This window comes from Streptomyces sp., assembly GCF_035644915.1.
GTDB lineage: Bacteria > Actinomycetota > Actinomycetes > Streptomycetales > Streptomycetaceae > Streptomyces.
The window spans coordinates 1-23431 of record NZ_DASQNP010000100.1; the positions used below are offsets into that span (position 1 = coordinate 1).

At 74.8% G+C, this 23431-nt stretch carries 20 protein-coding genes; 6 read left to right on the top strand and 14 right to left on the bottom strand.

Translation table 11 applies throughout. From position 1 onward, the window contains the following. Positions 1-159 precede the first annotated feature (159 nt). The 7 genes from murD to rsmH all read right to left on the bottom strand — a co-directional run bounded on the left by murD (position 160) and on the right by rsmH (position 9219). Complete coding sequence (murD, locus tag VE546_RS11595) at positions 160-1605, bottom strand: UDP-N-acetylmuramoyl-L-alanine--D-glutamate ligase (protein ID WP_324921304.1); 1446 nt, start codon at positions 1603-1605, stop codon at positions 160-162. Further along, positions 1602-2660 (bottom strand): phospho-N-acetylmuramoyl-pentapeptide-transferase, encoded by a 1059-nt coding sequence (gene mraY, locus VE546_RS11600; RefSeq protein ID WP_324921415.1) that lies wholly within the window; start codon positions 2658-2660, stop codon positions 1602-1604. The genes murD and mraY overlap by 4 nt, the downstream gene beginning before the upstream one ends. Next, positions 2660-4081, bottom strand: a complete 1422-nt coding sequence (locus tag VE546_RS11605; protein WP_324921306.1) for a UDP-N-acetylmuramoyl-tripeptide--D-alanyl-D-alanine ligase — start codon at positions 4079-4081, stop codon at positions 2660-2662. The genes mraY and VE546_RS11605 overlap by 1 nt, the downstream gene beginning before the upstream one ends. Next, entirely contained in the window at positions 4078-5688 is a 1611-nt protein-coding gene (locus VE546_RS11610) for a UDP-N-acetylmuramoyl-L-alanyl-D-glutamate--2,6-diaminopimelate ligase (protein WP_324921308.1), read from the bottom strand. Before VE546_RS11610 ends, VE546_RS11605 begins: the two co-directional genes overlap by 4 nt. A 128-nt stretch (positions 5689-5816) precedes the next feature. Continuing rightward, on the bottom strand, positions 5817-7760 hold the full coding sequence (locus VE546_RS11615) for a penicillin-binding protein 2 (protein WP_324921310.1): 1944 nt from the start codon (positions 7758-7760) through the stop codon (positions 5817-5819). Beyond that, complete coding sequence (locus VE546_RS11620) at positions 7757-8173, bottom strand: septum formation initiator family protein (protein WP_324921312.1); 417 nt, start codon at positions 8171-8173, stop codon at positions 7757-7759. Before VE546_RS11620 ends, VE546_RS11615 begins: the two co-directional genes overlap by 4 nt. Positions 8174-8262: 89 nt before the next feature. Continuing rightward, positions 8263-9219, bottom strand: a complete 957-nt coding sequence (gene rsmH, locus VE546_RS11625; protein ID WP_324921314.1) for a 16S rRNA (cytosine(1402)-N(4))-methyltransferase RsmH — start codon at positions 9217-9219, stop codon at positions 8263-8265. 407 nt (positions 9220-9626) lie between these two features. Here rsmH and VE546_RS11630 point away from each other — a divergent pair, with 407 nt between their 5' ends. The 4 genes from VE546_RS11630 to VE546_RS11645 all read left to right on the top strand — a co-directional run bounded on the left by VE546_RS11630 (position 9627) and on the right by VE546_RS11645 (position 15094). Further along, positions 9627-10157: a carbonic anhydrase gene (locus tag VE546_RS11630; protein ID WP_324921316.1), complete on the top strand. Its 531-nt coding sequence runs from the start codon at positions 9627-9629 to the stop codon at positions 10155-10157. Positions 10158-10297: 140 nt separating this feature from the next. Continuing rightward, on the top strand, positions 10298-11323 hold the full coding sequence (locus VE546_RS11635) for a MoxR family ATPase (protein WP_324921318.1): 1026 nt from the start codon (positions 10298-10300) through the stop codon (positions 11321-11323). Beyond that, positions 11323-12666 (top strand): DUF58 domain-containing protein, encoded by a 1344-nt coding sequence (locus VE546_RS11640; protein ID WP_324921320.1) that lies wholly within the window; start codon positions 11323-11325, stop codon positions 12664-12666. Before VE546_RS11635 ends, VE546_RS11640 begins: the two co-directional genes overlap by 1 nt. Before the next feature lie 40 nt (positions 12667-12706). Beyond that, positions 12707-15094, top strand: a complete 2388-nt coding sequence (locus VE546_RS11645) for a DUF3488 and transglutaminase-like domain-containing protein (RefSeq protein ID WP_324921322.1) — start codon at positions 12707-12709, stop codon at positions 15092-15094. Between the two features lie 357 nt (positions 15095-15451). Here the strand turns inward: VE546_RS11645 and VE546_RS11650 are convergent, their stop codons facing one another. The 3 genes from VE546_RS11650 to VE546_RS11660 form a co-directional block, all read right to left on the bottom strand. Then, a complete protein-coding gene (locus VE546_RS11650; RefSeq protein WP_324921324.1) occupies positions 15452-15853 on the bottom strand; it encodes a DUF3040 domain-containing protein in 402 nt (133 codons plus the stop codon). 234 nt (positions 15854-16087) lie between these two features. Then, positions 16088-16858 carry a methyltransferase gene (locus VE546_RS11655; RefSeq protein ID WP_324921326.1) on the bottom strand — a complete coding sequence of 257 codons (771 nt, stop codon included), beginning with the start codon at positions 16856-16858 and terminating at the stop codon, positions 16088-16090. A 97-nt stretch (positions 16859-16955) separates the two neighbouring features. Further along, on the bottom strand, positions 16956-17471 hold the full coding sequence (locus VE546_RS11660) for an SAV_6107 family HEPN domain-containing protein (protein WP_324921328.1): 516 nt from the start codon (positions 17469-17471) through the stop codon (positions 16956-16958). Positions 17472-17708: 237 nt separating this feature from the next. Between VE546_RS11660 and VE546_RS11665 the strand changes: the two genes are divergently transcribed. Both VE546_RS11665 and VE546_RS11670 read left to right on the top strand, forming a co-directional pair. Beyond that, entirely contained in the window at positions 17709-18335 is a 627-nt protein-coding gene (locus tag VE546_RS11665) for a TetR/AcrR family transcriptional regulator (RefSeq protein WP_324921330.1), read from the top strand. Positions 18336-18580: 245 nt separating this feature from the next. After that, on the top strand, positions 18581-20083 hold the full coding sequence (locus VE546_RS11670) for an NAD(P)/FAD-dependent oxidoreductase (protein WP_324921332.1): 1503 nt from the start codon (positions 18581-18583) through the stop codon (positions 20081-20083). Between the two features lie 38 nt (positions 20084-20121). Here VE546_RS11670 and VE546_RS11675 read toward each other — a convergent pair whose 3' ends face one another. The 4 genes from VE546_RS11675 to VE546_RS11690 form a co-directional block, all read right to left on the bottom strand. After that, positions 20122-21117, bottom strand: coding sequence for a hypothetical protein (locus VE546_RS11675; RefSeq protein ID WP_324921334.1), 996 nt, complete (start codon positions 21115-21117; stop codon positions 20122-20124). A 23-nt stretch (positions 21118-21140) separates the two neighbouring features. After that, positions 21141-22058 carry a methylenetetrahydrofolate reductase [NAD(P)H] gene (gene metF / locus VE546_RS11680; RefSeq protein ID WP_324921336.1) on the bottom strand — a complete coding sequence of 306 codons (918 nt, stop codon included), beginning with the start codon at positions 22056-22058 and terminating at the stop codon, positions 21141-21143. A gap of 158 nt (positions 22059-22216) precedes the next feature. Further along, positions 22217-22864, bottom strand: a complete 648-nt coding sequence (thiE, locus tag VE546_RS11685; protein WP_414720457.1) for a thiamine phosphate synthase — start codon at positions 22862-22864, stop codon at positions 22217-22219. A gap of 173 nt (positions 22865-23037) precedes the next feature. After that, complete coding sequence (locus VE546_RS11690; protein WP_324921340.1) at positions 23038-23403, bottom strand: Rv2175c family DNA-binding protein; 366 nt, start codon at positions 23401-23403, stop codon at positions 23038-23040. Between the last annotated feature and the right edge of the window lie 28 nt (positions 23404-23431).

Genomic DNA, 23431 nt, shown 5'->3' on the forward strand with positions numbered 1-23431 from the left:
CGGCTGCGCGGAGGCGGTCCACCACGCCCGCCACGGGCCCGTACCACGCGTCCCGGAGGCGCCGTACGCGCTCCGCACGGGTCGGTACGGGTCGCTCGGCCGTCATCGTCCCCTCCTGTCTCCCCGCGCCGGCCGGCCCTCGGCGCGGGGACCGGCGGGCTATCGCTCCTGCGCCGCGGACCGGCCGGAGGCCAGGTCGCGGACCGCGGCGGCGAAGGCCTCGCCGCGCGCGTGGTAGTTGGTGAACATGTCCATCGAGGCGCAGGCCGGGGCCATGAGGACGGTGTCCCCGGGGCGGGCCAGCCGCGCGGCCTCCCGGACCGCCGCCGCCATCGCCCCAGTGTCGGTCCGGTCGAGGTCGACGACCGGGACATCGGGGGCGTGTCGCGCCAGCGCTTCGCGGATCAGGGCGCGGTCGGCGCCGATCAGCACCGCGCCGCGCAGCCGCTTCGCCGCCTTGGCCACCAGCTCGTCGAAGGTCGCGCCCTTGGCGAGGCCGCCGGCGATCCACACCACCGGGTCGTACGCGCCCAGGGACGCCTCGGCGGCGTGGGTGTTGGTCGCCTTGGAGTCGTCGACGTAGCGCACGCCGTCCACGTCGGCGACGTGCTCGATGCGGTGGGGGTCGGGCCGGAAGGCGCGCAGGCCGTCGCGTACGGCCCTGGGCTCCACGCCGAAGGCGCGGGCGAGGGCGGCGGCGGCCAGGGCGTTGGCGATGTTGTGCGGGGCCGGCGGGTCGACGTCGGCGACCTCGGCCAGCTCCTGGGCGTGGCTGTACCGGTTCTCCACGAACGCCCGGTCCACCAGGACGCCCTCCACCACGCCGAGTTGGGAGGGGGCGGGGGTGCCCAGGGTGAAGCCGATGGCCCGGCAGCCCTCGACGACGTCGGCCCGGCGGACCAGTTCCTCGGTGGCGGGGTCGGCGGCGTTGTAGACGCACGCGACCCGGTTGCCCTCGTAGATGCGGCCCTTGTCGGCGGCGTACGCCTCCATCGAGCCGTGCCAGTCCAGGTGGTCGGGGGCCAGGTTGAGCACCGCGGCCGAGTGGGGCCGCACCGAGGGGGCCCAGTGGAGCTGGTAGCTGGACAGTTCCACGGCGAGCACGTCGTACCGCTCCTCGCCGAGCACCACGTCGACGATCGGGGTGCCGATGTTGCCGACGGCGGCGGTGCGCAGGCCGGCGGCCTCCAGGATGGAGGCGAGCATCCGCACGGTGGTGGTCTTGCCGTTGGTGCCGGTGACCGCCAGCCAGGGGGCCGCCCCCTCGGGCCGCAGCCGCCAGGCGATCTCGACGTCGCCGACCACCTCCACGCCCGCCCCGGCGGCGGCCGTGAACAGCGGGCTGTCCGGCTTCCAGCCGGGCGAGGTGACGACCAGTTCGGTGCCCTCGGGCAGCGTGGTGCCGTCGCCGAGGCGGACGGCGATCCCGTCCCGCTCCAACTCGGCGGCCGCGGCGCGCTGTCGCTCGCCGTCGCCGCCGTCCACGACCGTGACCAGCGCGCCCCGCCGGGCCAGGGCGCGGGCGGCGCTGGCGCCGCTCACGCCCAGCCCGGCGACGGTGATCCGGCGTCCGGCGAAGTCGCCGGCGGACGGCTGCGCGGTCATTTCCCGGCCGCCCAACCGGCGTAGAACAGGCCGATGCCGACGATCGTGCACATGCCCTGGATGATCCAGAAGCGGACCACGACGAGCACTTCGCTCCAGCCCTTGAGTTCGAAGTGGTGCTGCAGCGGCGCCATCCGGAAGACCCGCTTGCCCGTCAGCCGGAAGGAGCTGACCTGGATGACGACGGACATGGTGATGATGACGAACAGGCCGCCGAGCAGGGCGAGCAGCAGCTCGGTGCGGGAGACGATGGCCAGACCGGCCAGCGCGCCGCCCAGGGCCAGCGAACCGGTGTCGCCCATGAAGATCTTGGCGGGCGAGGTGTTCCACCACAGGAAGCCGAAGCAGGCGCCCATCAGCGCCGAGGCGACGACCGCCAGGTCGAGCGGGTCGCGCACCTCGAAGCAGCTCGGGCTGCCGGTGATGGCGCAGGAGTCCTGGTGCTGCCACACCCCGATGAAGGTGTAGGCGCCGAAGACCATCACCGAGGCGCCGGTGGCCAGACCGTCGAGGCCGTCGGTGAGGTTCACGCCGTTGGACATCGCCAGGATCATGAACAGCGCCCAGATCACGAAGAGCACCGGGCCGATCGACCAGCCGAAGTCCTGGGTGAAGGAGAGCTTGGTGGAGGCCGGGGTCTGGCCCCGGGCGTCGGCGAAGTTGAGCGACAGCACCGCGAAGGCGATGCCGACGATGAGCTGGCCGAGCATCTTGGCCTTGGCGCGCAGGCCCAGGCTGCGCTGCTTGACGATCTTGATGTAGTCGTCGAGGAAGCCGACCAGGCCCATGCCCGCCATCAGGAACAGCACCAGCACGCCGGAGAACGACGGCTGGTTGCCGGTGATGACCTTGGTGAGCGCGTAGGCGATCAGCGTGGCCAGGATGAAGGCGATGCCGCCCATGGTGGGGGTGCCGCGCTTGCTGTGGTGGTCCCGCGGCCCGTCGTCGCGGATGTACTGCCCGTAGCCCTTGCGGGCCAGCAGCTTGATCAGCAGCGGAGTGCCGATCAGGGTCAGGAAGAGCCCGATGACCCCTGAGAAGAGGATCTGCCTCATCATCGGGCGGCGACCTCACCCTCGACCAGCGCGAGCGCCACCTTCTCCAGGCCGGCCGACCGGGAAGCCTTCACCAGTACGACATCCCCCGGCCGCAGCTCATCACGCAACAGGTCGATTGCCGCCTGAGCGTCGGACACGTGCACCGACTCCTCACCCCACGAACCCTCGTTCTTGGCGCCCATGTCGAGCCAGGCGGCCTCCCGGCCGCCCACCGCCACGAGCTTGCTGACGTTGAGCCGGACGGCGAGCCGTCCGACAGCGTCGTGCTCGGCGAGCGAGTCCTCACCGAGTTCCGCCATCTCACCGAGCACCGCCCAGGTGCGACGCCCCTCCCCCATGCCGTCACCGCCCGCGATCGCGACCAGCGCGCGCAGTGCGGCCCGCATGGATTCGGGGTTCGCGTTGTACGCGTCGTTGACGACGGTCACGCCGTCGGCGCGCTCGGTGACCTCCATCCGCCAGCGGGAGAGCGTGTCCGCGGCGGAGAGCGCCTCGGCGATCCCGTCGGCGGACATGCCCAACTCATGGGCGACGGCCGCCGCGGCGAGCGCGTTCGACACGTGGTGCTCACCGTACAGGCGCATCGTCACATCGCTGCACCCGGTGGGGGTGTGGAGGGTGAAGGCGGGCTGTCCCTTCCGGGTGAGTCGGACATTCTCGGCGCGGATCAGGGCATCGGCGCTCTCTCCGAAGAGCACGATGCGGGCGTCGGTGCGGGCGCGCATGGCGCGTACGAGGGGGTCGTCGGCGTTGAGGACGGCGATGCCGCCCTCCTCGGCCGGGGGAAGGGCCTCCACCAGCTCGCCCTTGGCCTGGGCGATCTGCTCCCGGCCGCCGAACTCGCCGATGTGCGCGGACCCCACGTTGAGGACCACGCCGATGCGGGGCGGGGTGAGCCCGGTGAGGTAGCGGATGTGGCCCACGCCACGTGCGCCCATCTCCAGGACGAGGTGGCGGGTGCCGGACTCGGCGCTCAGGGCGGTGAGCGGCAGGCCGATCTCGTTGTTGAGGGAGCCGGGCGTCCAGACGGTGGGGCCCAGCCGCTGCAGGAGCTGGGCGAGCAGGTCCTTGGTGCTGGTCTTGCCCGCGGAGCCGGTGAGGCCGACGACGGTGGCGCCCAGCCGCCCCACGACGTGGCGGGCGAGGGCCCCCAGGGCGGCGGTGACGTCGTCCACGACGATCGCCGGGACGCCGACGGGACGGGTGGCCAGGACGGCCACCGCGCCGTCGGCCACGGCCTGTCCGGCGAATTCGTGGCCGTCGGCGCGCTCCCCGCGGAACGCCACGAACAGCCCTCCGGGCCGCACGTCGCGGGAGTCCCTGACGACGGGGCCGGTGACGACCTGCTCCGCGTCCGGTATGTCGTGCATGCGGCCGGAGACGACGTCCGCGATCTCTGCGAGGGTCAACGGGATCATGGTGTGTTCTCCCCGGTCTCCCCGGTTTCCCCGGTCCTGTCGTGTTCGGCGGCCAGGCGGCGCTCGATGGCCCCGCGCAGCACCTCGCGGTCGTCGAAGGGGCGGACCACCCCGGCGATGTCCTGGCCCTGCTCGTGGCCCTTGCCCGCCACCAGGACCGTGTCCCCGGGCTCGGCCCGGGCGACGGCCGCGGCGATGGCGGCGGCCCGGTCCTCCTCCACCAGCACCGTGCCGCGCTCGTGGACGGGCACCTCGGCGGCGCCCGCGAGCATGGCGGCGAGGATGGCCAGGGGGTCCTCCGAGCGGGGGTTGTCGGAGGTCAGGACGGCGGTGTCGGCCAGCCGGGCCAGCGCCGCGCCCATGGCGGGACGCTTGTGCGGGTCGCGGTCGCCGCCGCAGCCGAGCACCGCGTGCACCCGGCCCTCGGTGACCTTGCGCAGGGCGCGCAGCACGGAGTCCACCGCGTCGGGCTTGTGGGCGTAGTCCACGACGGCCAGGTACGGCTGGCCCGCCTCCACGCGCTCCAGGCGGCCGGGCACCCCGGGCACCGCGGCGACGCCGTCGGCCGCGGTCTGCAGGTCGACGCCGGCGGTCACCAGGGCGGTGATGGCCGCGAGCGCGTTGGCGACGTTGAACGGGCCGGGCAGCGGCGCGGCGGCCCGTGCCGTCTCGCCCGCCGGCCCGACCACGGTGAAGGTGGAGCCGAGCGGGCCGAGCTCCACGTCCTGCGCGCGCCAGTCGGCGTCCGGGTGGCCCTCGGCCGAGTAGGTGGTGACCGGGACCTCGGACTCGCCGCCGGCCAGCCGCCGCCCGTACGCGTCGTCGAGGTTGACCACCCCGGCGCGGGAGCGCGCCTTGGTGAAGAGCTGCGCCTTCGCCCGGAAGTAGTCCTCCATGTCCGTGTGGAAGTCCAGGTGCTCGGGGCTGAGGTTGTTGAAGACGGCGACGTCGAAGACGCAGCCGTCCACGCGGCCCAGCACCAGCGCGTGGCTGGAGACCTCCATGACGACCGAGCGGACGCCGCGTTCGCGCATCACGGCGAAGAGGGCCTGGAGCTCGGTGGCCTCGGGGGTGGTCCGCTCGGACTTGATGCGTTCGTCGCCGATGCGGGACTCCACGGTGCCGATCAGCCCGGTCAGCTCCCCCTCCTTGGCCGCCGCGCGCAGCCCGCCCTCGACGAGGTAGGAGGTGGTGGTCTTGCCGGAGGTGCCGGTGATGCCGATCTGCAGCAGGTCCCGGCCGGGGTCGCCGTAGATGGTGGCGGCCAGGTCGCCCATCCGGTCGCGCGGCTCGGGGACCGTCAGCACGGGCAGGCCGGTGGCGGCGGCCCGCTCGGCGCCCGACGGGTCGGTGAGCACCGCGACGGCGCCCAGCCGGGCGGCCTGGACGGCGAAGTCCGCGCCGTGGAAGCGGGCACCGGGGCGCGCGACGTAGACGTCGCCGGGGCGCACCGCCCGGGAGTCGTGGGTGATGCCGGTGACGGCCGCGTCGCCCTCGGGGGGCGCGACACCCAGCCGCTGGGCCAGCTCCGCCAGCGGCACGGGGCGGACCCGCTCCGGGCGGGGTGGGGCCGGGGGGAGGGATGGGGTCTGATCAGCGTGTGGCACGGCGGTGAGCGTACCCGCCGCGCCCGGCGCGCCGCGAAGCGAGGTGCCGGGTGCGGCGGAGGGGTCGCCGGCGGTGCCGGCGCGGTGCCACGAGGGGTCGGTGTCGGTTCTCACGAGTCGCTTTCCGGTCAGTCTCCGGGTTCGAAGGTGACGGGCAGACGGGGGGGCTCGGCGCCGGTGGGGGGAATCCGCAGTGCCTTCAGCGTGTACTTCATGACCTGCTGGTACACCGGGCCGCACACGTCGCTGCCGAAGTAGCTGCCCTTCTTGGGGTTCTGGACGGCGCAGTAGACGGTGACGCGGGGCGCGTCGGCCGGGGCGAACCCGGCGAAGGAGGAGGTGTAGCCGTTGTAGCGGCCGGTCTCGGGGTCCACCCGGTTGGCCGTGCCGGTCTTGCCCGCCACCCGGTAGCCGGGAATACGGGCGACGGTGCCGGTGCCCTCCGTGTCGGCCACCACGGACTCCAGCATGGCGGAGAGCGTCCTGGCGGTCTCCTCGCTGACGACGCGGGTCCGCTCCGGCTTCGGCGCGGGCGTCCAGCGTCCGTCGGGGCCGGTGGTGCCGCGCACCAGGCTCGGCTCGACGCGCACCCCGCCGTTGGCGATGGTGGAGTAGACCGAGGCGGCCTGGACGGCGTTGATCGACAGTCCCTGGCCGAAGGGGATGGTGTACTGCTGCGAGGCGTTCCAGTCCCCGGGCTCGGCGAGGATGCCGGGGGTCTCGCCGGGGAAGCCGAGGCCGGTCCGCTGTCCTATGCCGAACTTGCGCAGGTAGGAGTGGAGGACCCGGTTGGCCTCCCGCTGGGTGTCGCCGAGCTGTTCGACGGCCAGGATCGTGCCGATGTTGCTGGACTTGGCGAGCACCCCGTTGAGGGTGAGGTACCAGGTGGGGTGGTCGACGTCGTCCGCGAAGCTGCGGTCGGCGCGGGGCAGCCTGTTGGGCACCACCACATGGGTCCGCGGGGTGGCGACGCCCTCCTCCAGGACCGCGGCCATGGACATCACCTTGCTGGTGGAGCCGGGTTCGAACGCGTCCTGGACGGCGGGGTTGCCCAGGGAGGCGGCGGTGGCCGTCGACAGGTCGTTGGGGTCGTAGCCGGGCGCGTTGGCCATGGCGAGGATCTCGCCGGTGCGGACGTCCTGGACGACCACGTAGCCGCGGTCGGCCCGCGACGCCTCGACCTGCCGGCTGATGGCGCGCTGCGCGGCCCACTGGATGTCGCGGTCGAGGGTCAGCTCCACGTCGGAGCCGGGCTGCGCCGGCTGCTCGCGCACGCCCGCGGTGGGAACCTGCCGGCCGCCGGACTGGGCGTAGGTGATCTTGCCGTCCCGGCCGGCCAGGACCTTGTCGAACTTCGCCTCCAGACCGCCGCCGCCCTTCCCCTCGGCGTTGACGAAGCCGAGCACGCCGGCCGCGAGCTGCTTGTTGGGGTACACCCGCTTGGCGTGCTCCTCGGAGTACACCCCGGCCAGCACGTTGTGGCCCCTGCCCTCGCCCTGCCGCTCGGCCAGCGCCCGCTTGAGGTCCGTGATCTGCCGCCAGGCCTGCGGGGACTGCTGCCGGGCCAGGACGACGTAGCGCGTCTCCTCGCGGGAGAGCCGCTCGGTGAGCGTCTCCTCGTCCACGCCGAGGATGGGGGCCAGCAGCTCGGCCGCCTGGGCGGGAGCGTCCGGGACCTCGGCCTGCTCGGGAGTGAACAGGTACGGGTCGGCGGTGATGTCGTACGCGTCGACCGTGGTGGCCAGGGGGACGCCCGCGCGGTCGGTGACGGTGCCGCGCTCGGCGGCGAGGGGGACGGTGATGTAGCGGTTGACGTCGGCCTTGTCGGCGTAGGTGCTCGCGTCCACGGCCTGCACCTGCAGCAGCCGCACGGTGAAGGCCAGCATCACCAGGGTGAGCGCGATCCCGAAGAGCCGCAGCCGGGGCCGGGGGCTGCCCAGCCGGATGGTCCCCTGCTGCGGCCTCGGCCGGGGCGCGCGGGGGGCGCCGGCGGCGCGGGCCCGCTCCGGGGTGCGGGCGGTACGGGAGGCGGGGCGCGGGGCGGAGGTGCGGCGCGGGCGCTGCTCGCTCACGGCCCCACCTCCCCCGCGGTGCCGTCCTGCCCGGGGGCCGGGGAGGGCACGCCGCGGACGGTGCCGTCCGGGAGGATGAAGACGGGGTTGCCGCCGGGCACCAGGCCCAGCTCGCGGGCCCGTTCGGCCAGTGTCCCGGGGGCGGAGTAGGAGTCCAGCTCCTGCTGGAGCGCCTGCTCCTCGTCGGTCAGCTCCTCGGTCTGCCGCTCCAGCTCGCTGAGTTCGAAGGATCCCTGGTTGACGGACGCGTTGAGCAGCAGCAGGGCCAGCAGCCCGGAGCCGAGCAGCACCACGACCAGCAGCACGAAGGGGGTGCGCGCGGCCGTCGGGGGGCTGCCGGACGGCGTCAGCCTCGCCAGCCGGGCCAGCCGCTGCTGCGGGGTCGGCTGGGCGCCCGCCCCGCCCTTCGGCACGGTCCTCGTCCCGGCCTTCGTCCCGGTCCTCGCTCCGGTCCTCGCTCCGGTCCTCGGCGCGTTCCTCGCGGTGACCTTCGGTGTGTCCTTCAGGGCTCCTCCCGGATGCGCTCGGCGCCGCGCAGCCGGGCGGGGGCGGCGCGGCGGTTCTCGGCGACCTCGTCCTCGGTGGGGAGCTCGGCGCCCCGGGTGAGCAGCCTCAGCCGGGGCTGGTAGCGCTCGGGCACCACCGGCAGCCCGGGCGGCGCGGTGCTCGTGGCCCCCGCGGCCAGGACCTGTTTGACCAGGCGGTCCTCCAGCGAGTGGTACGACAGGACGGCGATCCGGCCGCCCACCGCCAGCGCGGCGACGGCGGCGGGCAACGCCCGCTCCAGCGCGGCGAGTTCGCCGTTGACCTCGATGCGCAGCGCCTGGAAGGTCCGCTTGGCGGGATTGCCCCCGGTCCGCTTGGCCGCCTGCGGCAGCGCCTCGCGGATCAGCTCCACGAGCCGGGCGCTGGTGGTGAAGGGCTCCTTCTCGCGCTCCCGCACGATCGCCCCGACGATCCGCTTCGCCTGCTTCTCCTCGCCGTAGGTGCGCAGGATGCGCACCAGTTCCCCGGGCGGGTAGGTGTTGAGCACCTCGGCGGCGCTGATCCCCCTGCTCTGGTCCATCCGCATGTCCAGGGGCGCGTCCCTGGCGTACGCGAAGCCGCGTTCGGCCTCGTCGAGCTGCATGGAGGAGACGCCGAGGTCGAACAGCACGCCCTGGACGCGCGGTGTGCCGAGCCCGGCGAGCACCTCGGGGAGCTCGTCGTAGACGGCGTGCACCAGCGTGACCCGGTCGCCGTGGGGGGCCAGCCGCTCGCGGGCCAGCTCCAGGGCGGCCGGGTCGCGGTCCAGCCCGATCAGGCGGACGTGCGGGAAGGAGGACAGCAGGGCCTCGCTGTGCCCGCCGAGCCCGACGGTGCAGTCCACGACGGTGGCGCCGGGGCCCTCCAGGGCGGGGGCGAGCAGGTCCAGGCAGCGCCGGAGCATGACCGGGACGTGCCGCTCGTTGGTGCTCACTGGACTCTCCTTGCGCGGGCCGTACGGCCCGGTCCCCGCCCGCTCGGACGGAAGGTTGCGGCGGCCGGCGCCGGGGAAGGGACGCCGGCCGTCCCGAGGAGCGGGAGGAGGCCGGGCCGTACGCGGCCGTACGCGCGCGACGGGCGCACGTGGGGATGTCGGTTCCGGGGGAGCTCGGCAGCGTGTCCCGACTCCCACTTCGCGTCACTTTAGTCCACTCGTCCCCCCGGTCAACCAACTGGTCAAGCGCGTCACGGCCGCCCCCGGCCGGCGCCGTCCCCGGCACGGAGCGCCCGGTCGGCCCGTCCGCCCGGACGTGTGGGTTACCTCACACCAGCGGTGTGATGACCGGCTTTGCCCAGCCTCACGACGAGCCGGACGGACACGGGACGGTTACGGTCGTAGTCATGCCAGCGTCTCCTCAGCAAGAGTCGGTCGTCGACCGTCTCGTCGAAGCCAACAAGCGTTACGCCGCCGAGTTCACCGACCCCGGGATGGACGCCCGGCCGGTGCAGAAGGTCGCCGTGGTCGCCTGCATGGACGCCCGGCTCGACCTGCACGCCGCCCTCGGCCTGCAGCTCGGCGACTGCCACACCATCCGCAACGCCGGCGGCGTGGTCACCGACGACGTCATCCGCTCGCTGACCATCAGCCAGCGCGCCCTGGGAACCCGTTCCGTCGTGCTGATCCACCACACCGGCTGCGGTCTGCTGAACCTGACCGAGGACTTCCGGTACGAGCTGGAGGCGGAGGTCGGCCAGCGGCCCTCGTGGGCGGTCGAGGCCTTCCGGGACACCGACCAGGACGTGCGGCAGTCGATGGAGCGGGTGCGCACCTCCCCGTTCCTGCTGCACACCGACGACGTGCGGGGGTTCGTCTTCGACGTCACCACGGGCCTGCTGCGGGAGATCGACCCCGCGATCGATCCGGAACCGTGACGCGGAGGCGGATGTACGTGAAGAATGCGTGAGTGACGGCTCCCTCCCGCGGGAACCCGCGGGAGGCGGCGCCGGTTGTTCGGGGTGGGCCGGTCGCCCACGAAAGGGGCCGGTTCGTGGAACGGGCCGAGGAGGGCCGGGTGACGACCTATGACGAACGAGCGAACCTCAGCGATCTGACCGCCACGGCGGACCGGGTACGCCGGTCGGTGGAGAGTGTGATCGAAGGAAAGCCGGAGGTCGTACGGCTCTCGCTGACCGTCCTGCTGGCCGAGGGGCACCTGCTGATCGAGGACGTGCCGGGCGTGGGCAAGACCATGCTCGCCAAGGCCCTGGCCCGATCCATCGACTGCTCGGTGCGCAGGATCCAGTTCACGCCCGACCTGCTGCCCTCCGACATCACCGGGGTGAGCGTCTACGACCAGCAGCGGCAGGAGTTCGAGTTCAAGCCGGGCGCCATCTTCGCCCAGGTCGTGATCGGCGACGAGATCAACCGCGCCTCCCCCAAGACCCAGTCGGCGCTGCTGGAGTCGATGGAGGAGCGGCAGGTCACCATCGACGGGCGCAGCTACGAGCTGCCCGAGCCGTTCATGGTGGTGGCCACCCAGAACCCGGTCGAGATGGAGGGCACCTACCCGCTGCCCGAGGCCCAGCGCGACCGCTTCATGGCCCGGGTGTCGATCGGCTATCCGAGCCCGGAGGCCGAGCTGCAGATGCTCGACGTGCACGGCGGGGTCTCCCCGCTGGACGACCTGCAGCCGGTCGCCCACGCGCACGAGATCGCCAAGCTGGTGGAGGCGGTGCGCGGCGTGCACGTCTCCGAGCCGGTGCGCCGGTACGTGGTGGACCTGGTGGCGAGCACCCGCAACCACCCCGAACTGCGGCTGGGCGCCTCGCCGCGGGCCACCTTGCACCTGCTGCGGGCGGCCAAGGCGGCGGCGGCGCTGGGCGGCCGGGAGTTCGTCCTGCCCGACGACGTGCGCGCCCTGGCCCTCCCGGTGCTGGCGCACCGGCTGCTGCCCACCGCGCAGGTCCAGCTCAGCGGGCGCACCTCCGAGCAGATCGTCACCGACATCCTGCAGCGCGTCCCGGTGCCCGCCGCGAACTACCGGGAGGCGACCTCGCAGTCCCCGCTGTACGGCCGGCCGGCCCAGCGGGGGTACTGATGGACGGCGGTCCCGGCGCCGCGGGCCGGGACACCGGCGGGGACACCGGCCGGGCCGGGGAGCACCGCGGTTCGCTGCGCGCCGCGCTCGGCGGGCTCACCACGCGCGGCCGCTCGTTCCTGGCCGCCGGGACGGCCGCGATGGTCTGCGCCTACGTCCTGGGCCAGGGCGACCTGCTGCGGGTGGGGGTGCTGCTGGCCGCGCTGCCCCTGGTGTGCGTGGTCGTCCTGCACCGCACCCGCCACCGGGTGGCGGCCTCCCGGCGGCTGTACCCCACCCGGGTGCCCACCCATGACGAGGCCCGCGTGCACCTGCGGCTGGACAACGTCTCGCGGCTGCCCACCGGTCTGCTGATGCTCCAGGACCGGGTCCCCTACCTGCTGGGGCCGCGCCCGCGCTTCGTACTGGACCGGGTGGAGCCCGGCGGCCGCCGCGAGGTCTCCTACCGGGTCCGCTCCGACCTGCGCGGACGCTATCCGCTGGGGCCGCTGCAACTGCGGCTGACGGACCCCTTCGGCATGGTGGAGCTGACCCGTTCCTTCAGCGCGTACGACACCCTCACCGTCGTGCCGCGGACCGAGGCGCTGGCCCCGGTGCGGCTGGCCGGCGAGACCGGCGGCTGGGCCGAGGGGCGGCAGCGCGCCCTGGCGATGGCGGGCGAGGACGACGTGATCCCGCGCGGCTACCGCCACGGCGACGACCTGCGCCGGGTGCACTGGCGCTCCACCGCCCGCCACGGCGAGCTGATGGTGCGCCGCGAGGAGCAGCCGCAGAAGCCCCGCTGCACGGTGCTGCTGGACACCCGCCGGACGGCCTGGGCCGGCTCCGGACCGGACTCGGCGTTCGAGTGGGCGGTCTCCGGGGCCGCCTCGGTCGCCGTGCACCTGCTGGAGCGCGGCTACGCGGTGCGGCTGCTGACCGACACCGGCGTACCGGTGCCCGGCCCGGAGGGCGGCGGCCCGGAGTGGGGCTCCTCGGACACCGCCGGGCTGATCCTGGACACCCTCGCGGTGGTGGACCACTCCGGCGAGCCGGGGCTGTCCCGGGCGTACGGGACGCTGCGCGGCGGCACCGGCGGCGGGCACGAGGGACTGCTGGTGGCCTTCCTGGGCGCGCTGGACGAGGAGCAGGCGGTGCTGGCCTGCCGGATGCGGCAGCGCGCCCGCGGCGCGGTGGCCCTGGTCCCGCGCGGGCTCCAGGAGGCGGAGGCCGAGGAGGAGCGGGAGCGGGCGCTGCGCGAGGCGGGCTGGACGGTGCTGCCGTACGCGTCCGGCGACGCGCTGCCCGACCTGTGGCGGCGGGCGGACCGGACCGGCGGCGTCTCCGGAGGGAGAACGGCGTGACCGGCACGGCGGCGGACCGGCGAGCGAGGGGTGGACGGTGATGAGCGCACAGGCCCGGTTGGCGTTCTGCTCCTGGGTGGCCACGCTGGCGGCGGCGTGCGCGCTGCTGCCCCTGGTCTCCCCGGCGGGCTGGCTGGTGCAGGCCGCCCTGCTGCTGGGCGTCCAGGCGGCGGTGGGCACGGCGGCGCGCCGGGTGCCGCTCGCCGCCCCGGCGACGGTGGCGGTGCAGGCGCTGGTGTCGCTGCTGCTGCTCACCTTCACCTTCGTCCGCGAGGACGCCGTGCTCGGGGTGGTGCCGGGTCCGGACGCCTTCGAGTCCTTCGGCGTGCTGCTGGCGCAGGGCACCGCGGACGTCAGCCGGTTCGCGATCCCGGCGCCGGTCACCGGCGGCATCCGGCTGCTGCTGGTGGGCGGCGTGGTCGCCGTCGGCCTGCTGGTGGACGTCCTGGCGGTGACGTACCGCAGCGCGGCCCCGGCCGGGCTGCCGCTGCTGGCGCTGTACTCGGTGGCCGCCGGGCTGGCCCAGGGCGGTGCGCGCTGGCTGTGGTTCCTGTGCGCCGCGGCCGGCTATCTGCTGCTGCTCCTGACGGAGGGCCGGGACCGGCTGTCGCGCTGGGGCCGGATGTTCAGCGGCACGGACGCCGACGGCGCGGGCGGCACGCGGCCGGGCGGCGCGGCCGTGGCCCCGGTGCGCACCGGGCGGCGGATCGGCGCGCTGGCGCTGGGCATCGCCCTGGTGGCGCCCGCCGTGCTGCCGTCGCTGAGCGGCGGGCTGCTGGACGCCGCCCGGGGCGGGCGGGGCACGGCGAACGGCGGTGACACGGTCTCGGCGGTCAATCCGCTGGTCGCGCTGCAGGACAGCCTGAACCAGCCGGACAACCGCACGGTGCTGACGTACCGGACCGACGCCGACAGCACCGCGGAGATGTACCTGCGGATCGTGGCGCTGGACCAGTTCGACGGCACCGCGTGGAAGCCCTCGGAGCGGCGGATCACCGACCTGCCGCGACCGCTGCCGCCGCCGCCCGGACTGTCCGGAGCCGTCCGCACCGAGCGGGTCACCACCTCCTTCCAGGCCGCCGGCTGGTACGCCCAGAACTGGCTGCCCATGCCGTACCCGGCCGACGAGGTGCGCATCGGCGGCCGGTGGCGCTTCGAGCCGGAGGGCCGCACGCTGGTCGGCGACCGCGGGCAGACCACCCGGGGCGTGCGGTACGAGGTGGACAGCCTGGTGGTGCGGCCGACCGCGCGGCAACTGGCCGACGCGCCCGAGCCGCCGTCGGAGCTGCTGGAGGAGTACACCCGGGTGCCCGACTCGCTGCCGGACGTGGTGGCCGAGACGGCCCGGGACGTCACCGAGGGCGCCACCAGCCACTACGACCGGGCGGTCCGGCTCCAGGACTGGTTCTCCTCCCAGGGCGGCTTCCGCTACGACACCCAGGTGAAGGCCGGCAGCGGCAGCGCGGCCATCGTCCGCTTCCTGGAGGAGCGGGAGGGCTTCTGCGTCCACTTCTCCTTCTCCATGGCCGCGATGGCCCGCACCCTGGGCATCCCGGCCCGGGTCGCGGTGGGCTTCACGCCGGGCGCCTCGGACGGCAGCGGCGGGATGACGGTGGGGCTGCAGGACGCGCACGCCTGGCCGGAGCTGTACTTCGAGGGCGTGGGCTGGACCCGCTTCGAGCCCACCCCCAGCCGCGGCAACCTCCCGGACTACACCCAGCCCGACCTGCCGTCCCCGGACCAGCCGGCCGTTCCGGCACCGCGGCCGAGCGACGTCCTGGAACCCGGCCCGGAGCCGTCGCGGTCCGAGGAGTGCGCCGCGGACGCGCGGGACGGACAGGCGTGCGGGCAGTCGCCCCTTCCGGGGGACGACGGGTCCGCCGGCGGCGGCCTCCCCCTGCGCACGGTGCTGCCGACGGCGGCCCTGGTGCTGCTGGTGGCGGGGCTCCCGGTGCTGCTGCCGCTGTGGCGGAGCAGGGTGCGGGCCGGGCGGATGCGCGACGGGCCCGATCCCGGCGCCCGTGCGCTCGCCGCCTGGCGGGAGATGATCGACTCCGCCTGGGACCACGGCATCGTCCCGGAGGAGTCCGCCACCCCGCGGATGGCCGCGGAGCGCGTCGTACGGCTGGGGAAGCTGGAGGGCGAGGCGGCGGAGTCGGCGCACCGGCTGGCCACGGCGGTCGAGCAGGTGCTGTACGCGCCCGGGCCGCGGCCGGTGTCCGGGCTCGCCGAGGACGTGCGGCGGGTACGGGCCGGGCTGGGCGCGGCGGCCGGGCGCGGGACGCGGCTGCGGGCCCTGCTGCTGCCGCGGTCGGCCGTGCGCGTGGTGTGGGCGGCCTCGGAGCGCCGGTCCGCGGTGACCGGGCGGTGGGGCGGGGCGCTGCGGCGGACGGCCGCGCGGCTGAGGCCGTCACGGCAGCGGGCGTGAGCACCGGCCGCCCGCCGGCGCCGGGGCCCGCCGGGGGCCGGGTACGGGCGCGGAGGGGACGGCGGCGCACGGAGTGCGGGGACGGCACAGGCCCGGCTCGCGACGCCGGGTGACACGGCAGGGCGGTGCGGCAGGGACGGTGCGGCAGGGGTGAGGCATGGGTGACGTGCCGGGTGACGACATGGGTGAGGGGCCACCGGTCGGCCGGTGGCCCCTCACCCATCACGTCCGCCTCCCGCTCCCGGATGTCCGGATCACGCGGGTACCGGCCGTGCTGCTGGACCGTGCGGATCGTCCGCCGCCGGTGGTGACCGGTGCGGGCGGAGCGCCGCTACTGTCTGTGCTGCTGTTCGTCCGTTACTGCTGTTCGTCGCGACGGCGCTGCCAGCGTTCCTCGATGCGGCTCATCATGGAACGGCGCGGCCGGGCCTGCCTGCGGAGGTGTGGTCGTCCGCCGTGGCCCCGGTCCTCGGGGGGCTCGCCGGGCTTGGGGGCCTTGCGCCAGCCGGTCACCGCGAGGACGGCGCAGCCGAGCATGACGAGGAAACCCAGCACGCTGACGACGACCTGCTGCGCGACCATCCCGGCCATGAGGAGCGCGACGCCCACCAGAAAGCCCGCGACCGCCTGGTAGACCCGTCGCCGGGTGTACGTGCGCAGCTCGCTTCCCTCGAGCGCTGTCGCGAACTTGGGGTCTTCGGCGTACAGCGCTCGCTCCATCTGCTCGAGCATGCGCTGCTCGTGCTCAGAGAGCGGCACGGAGTCCTCCTACTCGTCGGTCGCGGGGGCGACCGGATGCGACCCTTCAAGGATAGGCAGGGATTCGCCCCCGTGAAACCCGCCCCTCTACGCCAGTTCGTGCCACCGGGACCGGGATGCCGGAGGCGGTTGCTGGGCTTCTCATTCCCCTGCCGCCGTGCCGTCATGCCGGACGGTGTCCTTCGATCATACGGCGGGTAGCGGCCTTTCGGGTCGCCTGTGGCCTACCGCACCTCAGCGCACGGACGGCGCGGTACCGGCGGGCGTACGCGCCAGTACGTGGAGGTGGGCCGCGACCGACCGGAAGGCGGGCAGTTCGGCCACCGCCTCCTCCAGCCGGGCCAGGGCCTCCGTGGCTCCCGGTTCGGCGTCCACCAGGGCGCCGGGCACCAGGTCGGCGAAGACCCGCACGCCGTGGACCGCGGCGACCTCCAGGCCGCCCGCGGTGATCAGGTCGGTGAGCCGCTCGGGGGTGAAGCGCCGGGGCACCGGGTCGCCGCTGCCCCAGCGGCCGTCGGGGTCGGCGAGGGCCCGGCGGGCCTCGGTGAAGCGCCCCGCCAGGGCACGGGCGAGCACCACGCCTCCCAGTCCCGCGGCGAGCACGCTCAGGACGCCGCCGGACCGCAGTGCGGCCGCCGCGTTGCGCACCCCCTCGGCCGGGTCGTCGACGTACTCCAGGACCCCGTGGCAGAGCACCGCGTCGTACCCGCCGCGCTCGGCCACGTCGAACAGCCCGTGCGCGTCCCCCTGCACGCCCCGTACCCGGTCGGCGACGCCCGCCTCCGTGGCGCGCCGCTCCAGCGCGAACAGCGCGTCGGGGCTCGGGTCCACCACGGTGACGCGGTGGCCCAGCCGGGCGACGGGCACGGCGAAGTTGCCGGTGCCGCCACCGGTGTCGAGGACGTCGAGCGTCTCCCGGCCGGTGGCCTTGGCCCGGTCGTCGAGTGCTTCCCTCAGCACCTCCCAGACCACGGCGGTGCGGAGGGATGTGTGGGGGCGGGACATGGCGGATGCTCCTCGGCGGCTCAGGACGCTGGGTGGCCCCAGCCTATTGGGTCGCCGTGTCCCCGCGGCCGTCCGGCCCGGGCACGGAGCGGCACGGCTAGCCCGCGCGCAGCCGCGGGCCCTCCCCGCCCGGTCGTCCCGGCCGTCCCGCCGGCTCGTCCTGGACGGTCCTGGGGAGCGGCAGGGCGGGCTGCTGCACGAGCATCCGCTCCACCAGGCGCAGGAACATCCCCGCGTCGCGTATCAGCTCGTCGGCGTCGCGGCGGCTGGCCGCGCCCTTGATGCCCGCCTCGGCGCGGGCCCGCCGCGGCGCCCCGGCGGCGAACAGCCTGCTCCACTCGTCCAGCTCGGGCGCCACCTCGGGCAGGACCTCCCACGCGCTGCGTATGCGGCGTCTGGCGCGGGCGGTGGACTCGGGCCGGCCGCGCACCGCCAGCACCGCGGCGGCGGTGCGCAGGGCGGCGAGGTGCGCGGTGGCGTAGCGCTCGTTCGGATCCTCCAGCCCGGCCGCCTCGTCCAGGCCGTGCTGCGCCTGGGCGAGCAGGTCGAGTGCGGCCGGCGGGGCCGCGGCCCGGCGCAGCACGGGATGGACATCCTCCGGGGGCCCGTTCATGGCGAACCTCCTGTCGTCGTCATGACTGTGCAGGTCGCGTGTGCCGTCGCGATGGGAACACCGTCGCACGCGACACTGACAATCGGCCCTGACCTGGGCAAACGCACCCCTGTCGGGTCTCGTCCGATGTGCCGGGACGGAAGGAACCGGACGGAGGGGCGGCGGGAGGACGGAGGCCGGGCCCCTCTTGCCGCAATCAGATCGCTGGGAAGCGTTTACGTCTGTGAAAATCGGCACATGAACAGCGGCACGCGCCGGAACGCGACCCGGCAGAGGCTCTACGACGCAGCCGTGACGCTCATCGCCGAACAGGGCTTCTCCTCCACCACGGTGGACGAGATCGCCGAGCGCGCCGGCGTCGCCAAGGGCACGGTCTACTACAACTTCGAGAGCAAGACCGGCCTGTTCGAGGCGCTGCTGCGGCACGGCGTGGAGCTGCTGACCGCCTCGCTCCAGCAGGCCGCCGACGACGCGGCCCGCGGCGGCGCGGGCCGGGGAGAGGTCCTGGACGCGATGGTCCGGGCCGGGCTGGGCTTCATCGACCGCTATCCGGCCTTCGCCCAGCTCTACGTGGCCGAGCTGTGGCGGACCAACCGCCCCTGGCAGCCCACCCTGGCGGCCGTGCGGCGGCGCATCGTCGCCGTGGTGGAGGAGGCGCTGCGCGACGGCGCGGACACCGGCGGACCGGAGGAGGGCGAGGAGGACGTCGACGTGCCGCTGGCGGCCTCGGCCCTGGTGGGGATGGTGCTGGTGGCGGCGCTGGACTGGAAGGTGTTCCAGCCGGAGCGGTCGCTGGAGGAGGTGCACGGCGCGCTGTCCGCGCTGCTGCGGGGCCGGATCGGCGGAGGCGGGCGGCCCGGCTGATCCGCCGTGCCGCCCGCCTCCGTCCCCCGTGATCCCCCGAGCGTTCCCCCACGGACGGCCGTCGCGCCGTTCCGCCGCCCCGTGCCGGCGGTCCGGCGCTCGGTTGCCCGTCGTCTCCGACTCTGCCGTCCGTGCGGGTCGAAGCCCATCCGCACGGCTACTCAAAACCCTACTCAGGTACTCCTACTCACTACTGCGTCCGGCCGTCCGAAGTCGTTACGGTCACCCGACTAGAGTCCCTGCTCATGGCACGGACTGTGGTGATCGGCGCCGGTATGGGCGCGATGGCGGCCGCCGCCCGGCTGGCCGTGGCGGGCCACCGGGTGACGGTGTACGAGCGGACTAAGACCCACGGCGGAGCGGTGGGGCGGTACGAGCGGGAGGGGTTCGGCTTCGACACCGGCCCGGGACTGCTCCACCTGCCCGCCGTCTACCGCGACCTGTTCGTCAAGACCGGCCGCGAGCCGCTGGAGGAGTGCGTCGAACTGGTCCAGGTCGAGCCGGCCGTACGGCACGTCTTCCCCGACGGCACGGACGTCAGCCTGCCGGGCGGTTCCCGGGCCGGGACGGTCGACGCCCTCGACGCCGCGCTCGGCGCGGGCGCGGGCGAGCGGTGGAGCGAGCTGCTGGGGCGGGCCCGCCAGGCGTGGGAGGCCACCCGCCGCCCGCTGCTGGAGGAGCCGCTGACCGCCGCCGTGGACCGCGGGCCGCTGGGCCGCGACCCGTACCCGGCCCGGCGGCGCGGGCTGCTGCGCCGCCGGGCCGGCACGCTGACCGGGGTGGCCCGCACCGAGCTGCGCGATCCGCGGCTGGTGGCGCTGCTGGAGAGCTACGCGCTCGCCTACGGCATCGACCCGCGCCGGGCGCCCGCGAGCGCCGTCGTCCTGCCCTACCTGGAGCAGACCTTCGGCACCTGGTACGTCCGCGGGGGGCTGCGCGCGCTGGCGGACGCGGTGTACGAGCGCTGCCGGGCGCGCAGGGTGGAGTTCCGCTTCGGCACGGCCGTCTCCCGGATCACCACGGCGGACGGCCGGGTCACCGGGGTGGAGCTGGCGGACGGGACGCGGGTGGCGGCCGACGCCGTGGTCTGCGGGACCGATCCCCGGGGGCTGTGCGACGGCCCGGACGCCGCGTCCGGCGCCGGCGGCGGACCGGGCCGCGCGACGGGGCGGCTGACCGTGCTGCTCGCGCTGCGCGGCGCCCGGCCCGAGGGGACCGCGCACCGCACGGTGGTGCACACCCCGGGCCCCGGCGGCACGACGCGCACCGTCACCGTGCTGCGGCCCGGCGACCCGGCGCTGGTGCCCGACGGGGAGCACGAGTCGGCGGTGCTGTCGGTGGTCGTGCCGCCGCACCGCGCGGGGGCGGGCCGGCCCGGTGGTTCCGGTGAGGACGCACAGGCCGTGGACTGGACGGTGCCGGGCGCGGCCGAGCGGGCCGCCGACGAGGCGCTGGCGGCGGTGGACGCCGCCGGGCTCGGGCTGGGTGGGCGGCTGCTGTGGCGCGAGGTCCGCACCCCCGCCGACACCGAGCGGGAGACCGGGGCGCCGGGCGGCGCCGTGCCCGCCCCCGTGCTGGCGGGGGCGGACGGCGCGTTCCTGCGGGCGGCCAACCTCGCCTCGCCGGCCGGGCTGTACCGGGTGGGCGGCTTCGCGCATCCCGGGGGCGGACTGGCCCACGCCGGGATGTCGGGGGCGCTGGCCGCCGGGCTGATCGTCGAGGGCGACGACTGGCGCGGCTCGCGGTAGGCGGCGGGCGGCGCGGGCGGGCGCGGGCGCCCCGGGACTCAGTAGCGGGGCTGCTCGCCGTAGTAGTAGCCGGTGCCGGAGGAGGTGTCGTACCCGCCGTCGCCGGTGCCGTAGCCGTCCGCGCCGTCCGTCCCGTAGCCGCCGTACGCCCCGGGCTGCGGCTCGGCGTCGCGCTGCTGCGGCACCCACACCTCGCCGGACGGGGGCTGCTGCCCGTACGGCTGCTGCCCGCCGGAGTAGGGATCGGCGGAGTACGGGTCGGCGGTGTAGCCGCCGTATCCGTCGGAGTAGGAGCCGGAGTAGGAGGGGTCGGGGGCGTAGCCCTGGGCGCCCTGCGCGTCGTCCGCGGCGGTCGCGTACCGGTCGTCGTAGGAGGGCGCGGAGGACGGGGAGGACGGGGAGGACGCGCCGGCGCCGTCGGCGTACGGGCCGGCATAGGGGGCGTACGGGTCGCTCTCCCCGCCGTACCCGTAGCCGTACGCGCCGTCGTACTGGCCGCCCCGCTCGCCCTGCTCCCCGTAGGGCGCCTGCCCGTCCGGGTCGTAGCCGGCGTACTGAGCGGTGGCGTACTGGTCCTGCGGGTCCTGCGACGGCTCCCCGGGCCGGGTGTCGCGCTCGTAGACGCCGTACTGGCCGGTGTCGTCGGGCAGCGGCTCCGGCCGGTACGCGGGCGGCTCCTGGGGCGCGTCGACCCGCAGGTCGGAGACCTCCAGGTGCGGGTCGGCCTCCACCGGCGGCATGGGCCGCACCTCGCGGCGGCGCCGGCTCGTCCCCGGCATGCCGCCCAGCGCCCAGCCGGCGGTGAACCCGCGCCGGTAGGAGAGGGTGACGAAGGTCTGCCCGACCGCGAAGGCCGCCGCGCCGAGCGAGATCACCACCACCGAGGACAGCAGCACCACGCCGACGACCACCGCGGCGAATCCGCCGAAGGCCAGCAGCCGCCAGCGCAGTCGCGCCTTGTACTGCAGCAGCACCTCGGCGAGCAGCCACACCGCGACAGCACCGAACGCGATGTAGAGGAGCGTCCACCCCATGTGCGTCCTCCCCACCCCGTCTTCTAGCCCCGCCGGTGCAGGCCCAGATTCTCGTAGATCTCCAACGTCGCCGTGGAGTGGTTGAGGGTGATGAAGTGGAGTCCGGGGACGTCCTCCGACATCAGCCTCGCGCACAGTTCCGTGGCGTACTCGATTCCCAACGAGCGTACAGCGGCCGGATCGTGCTCGACCGCCAGGATGCGTTCGGCCAGTTCCGGGGGGAAGGTCGCGTTGCTGAGCTTCGCGAACCGTTCGATCTGCCGCACGTTCGTGACGGGCATGATCTCCGGGATGATCGGGGTGTCGCAACCCGCGGCGGCCACCCGGTCGCGCAGGCGCAGGTAGTCCTCGGCGTAGAAGAACATCTGCGTGATGGCGTAGTCGGCACCGGCGCGGCACTTGTCCACGAAGTACCGGATGTCGCTCTCCCAGTCGGTGGAGCGCGGGTGCATCTCGGGGAAGGCGGCCACCCCGACGCAGAAGTCCCCCGACTCCTTGATCAGACGGACCAGCTCGGCGGCGTAGGTCACTCCCTGCGGGTGGGGTATCCACTCGCCCGTCGGGTCCCCGGGCGGGTCGCCGCGCACCGCGAACATGTTGCGGATGCCGGCGTCCGCGTACTGGCCGATGACGTTGCGCAGCTCGGCCACGGAGTGGTTCACCGCGGTGAGGTGGGCGACCGGGGTGAGGGTGGTCTCGGTGGCGATCCGCTCGGTGGCCCGTACGGTGCCCTCCCGGGAGGAGCCCCCGGCGCCGTAGGTCACCGACACGAAGGTCGGGGCGACGGCCTCGACGCGGCGGATGGCGTTCCAGAGGGTCCGCTCGCCCTTCTCGCTCTTGGGCGCGTAGAACTCGAAGGAGTACGAGCGCTCGCCTGAGGCCAGCAGCTCGCGGACGGTGGGTGCGTGGTCCGTCCTGGTGGATGGGGTGCCGAGAGCCATAGGGGCAGGCTAACCGGCGCCTTCCGTCCCGGGGGCGACGGCGGGGATTTTCGTCCGGTTGGCCCGTTTGCCGTCCAACAGGTGGACAGTTGGCGCCGCCCGGCGGGCGGGCAGCGGGCCGGACGGTGGGTCGGACGCCGGCCGCGCCCGGCCGCCGCTCAGGCCCCCCGCAGCCGCCCGGCGAGCTCCGCCGCGGCCGCCCCCGGGTCGTCCGCCTCGGTGATCGCGCGGACCACCACGACCCGCCGCGCCCCCGCCTCCAGCACCTGGTCCAGGTTGGTCGCGTCGATCCCGCCGATGGCGAACCAGGGCCGGTCCGGCCGCCGCGCCGCGGCGTGCCGCACCAGGGACAGCCCCGGCGCGGGCCGCCCCGGCTTGGTGGGGGTGGGCCAGCAGGGACCGGTGCAGAAGTAGTCCACGCCCGGTTCGCTCAGCGCCGCGTCCACCTGGGCCTCGGTGTGGGTGGAGCGGCCGATCAGGATGTCGTCGCCCAGGATCTCCCGGGCGGCCTTCACCGGCAGGTCGCCCTGCCCCAGGTGCAGCACGTCCGGGCGGGCGGCGTGGGCGACGTCCGCCCGGTCGTTGACCGCCAGCAGCGTGCCGTGGCGGCGGCAGGCGTCGGCGAGGACGGCCAGGTGCTCCAGCTCCTCGGCCGCCTCCAGGGACTTGTCGCGCAACTGCACGATGTCCACGCCGGACGACAGCACCGCGTCCAGGAACTCCGGCAGGTCGCCGCGCTCCCGGCGGGCGTCCGTGCACAGGTACAGACGGGCGTCGCCGAGCCGTTCGCGTGCGTCGGCTGCCATGTGGGTCATCCCCCCTGAACGGGGCGTACGGGCCGCGGCGCCCGGTCGGTGCCGCGGCCCGTACGCCGGTGGATCGGTCGTGCGGTCCCGGGGACCGCGGCCCTCCCGCCGCGCGTGCCGCGCGGGCCGGGCCGCGTTCCCGCCTCGTCCCCCGTCGCGTCCTGCCGCGCGGGTCAGACGGCGAGCGCCTGGGCGCGGCGCTTCACCTCGGTCCCGCGATTCTCGCGCAGTGCCTGCGCCGGGGTGCCGGGCAGGGAGTCGTCAGGGGTGAACAGCCACTCCAGCATCTCCTCGTCACTGAAGCCGTCGTCCTTGAGCAGGGTGATGGTCCCGGACAGACCCTTCACGATCCGGCCCTCGCCGATGAAGTCGGCGGGCACCTGGAGCACCTTGTTCTCCCCGCGGCGCACCGCGATGAGCTGCCCCTCCTTGATGAGCTGCCGTACGCGTGTCACCTCGACGCCGAGCCTCTCGGCGACGTCGGGAACGGTGAGCCAGGCCGGGACGAGAGCATCGGTCTTCGCGTCAATCTCGGTCACGGCACAAGCCTGCCACCTCGCACGGACA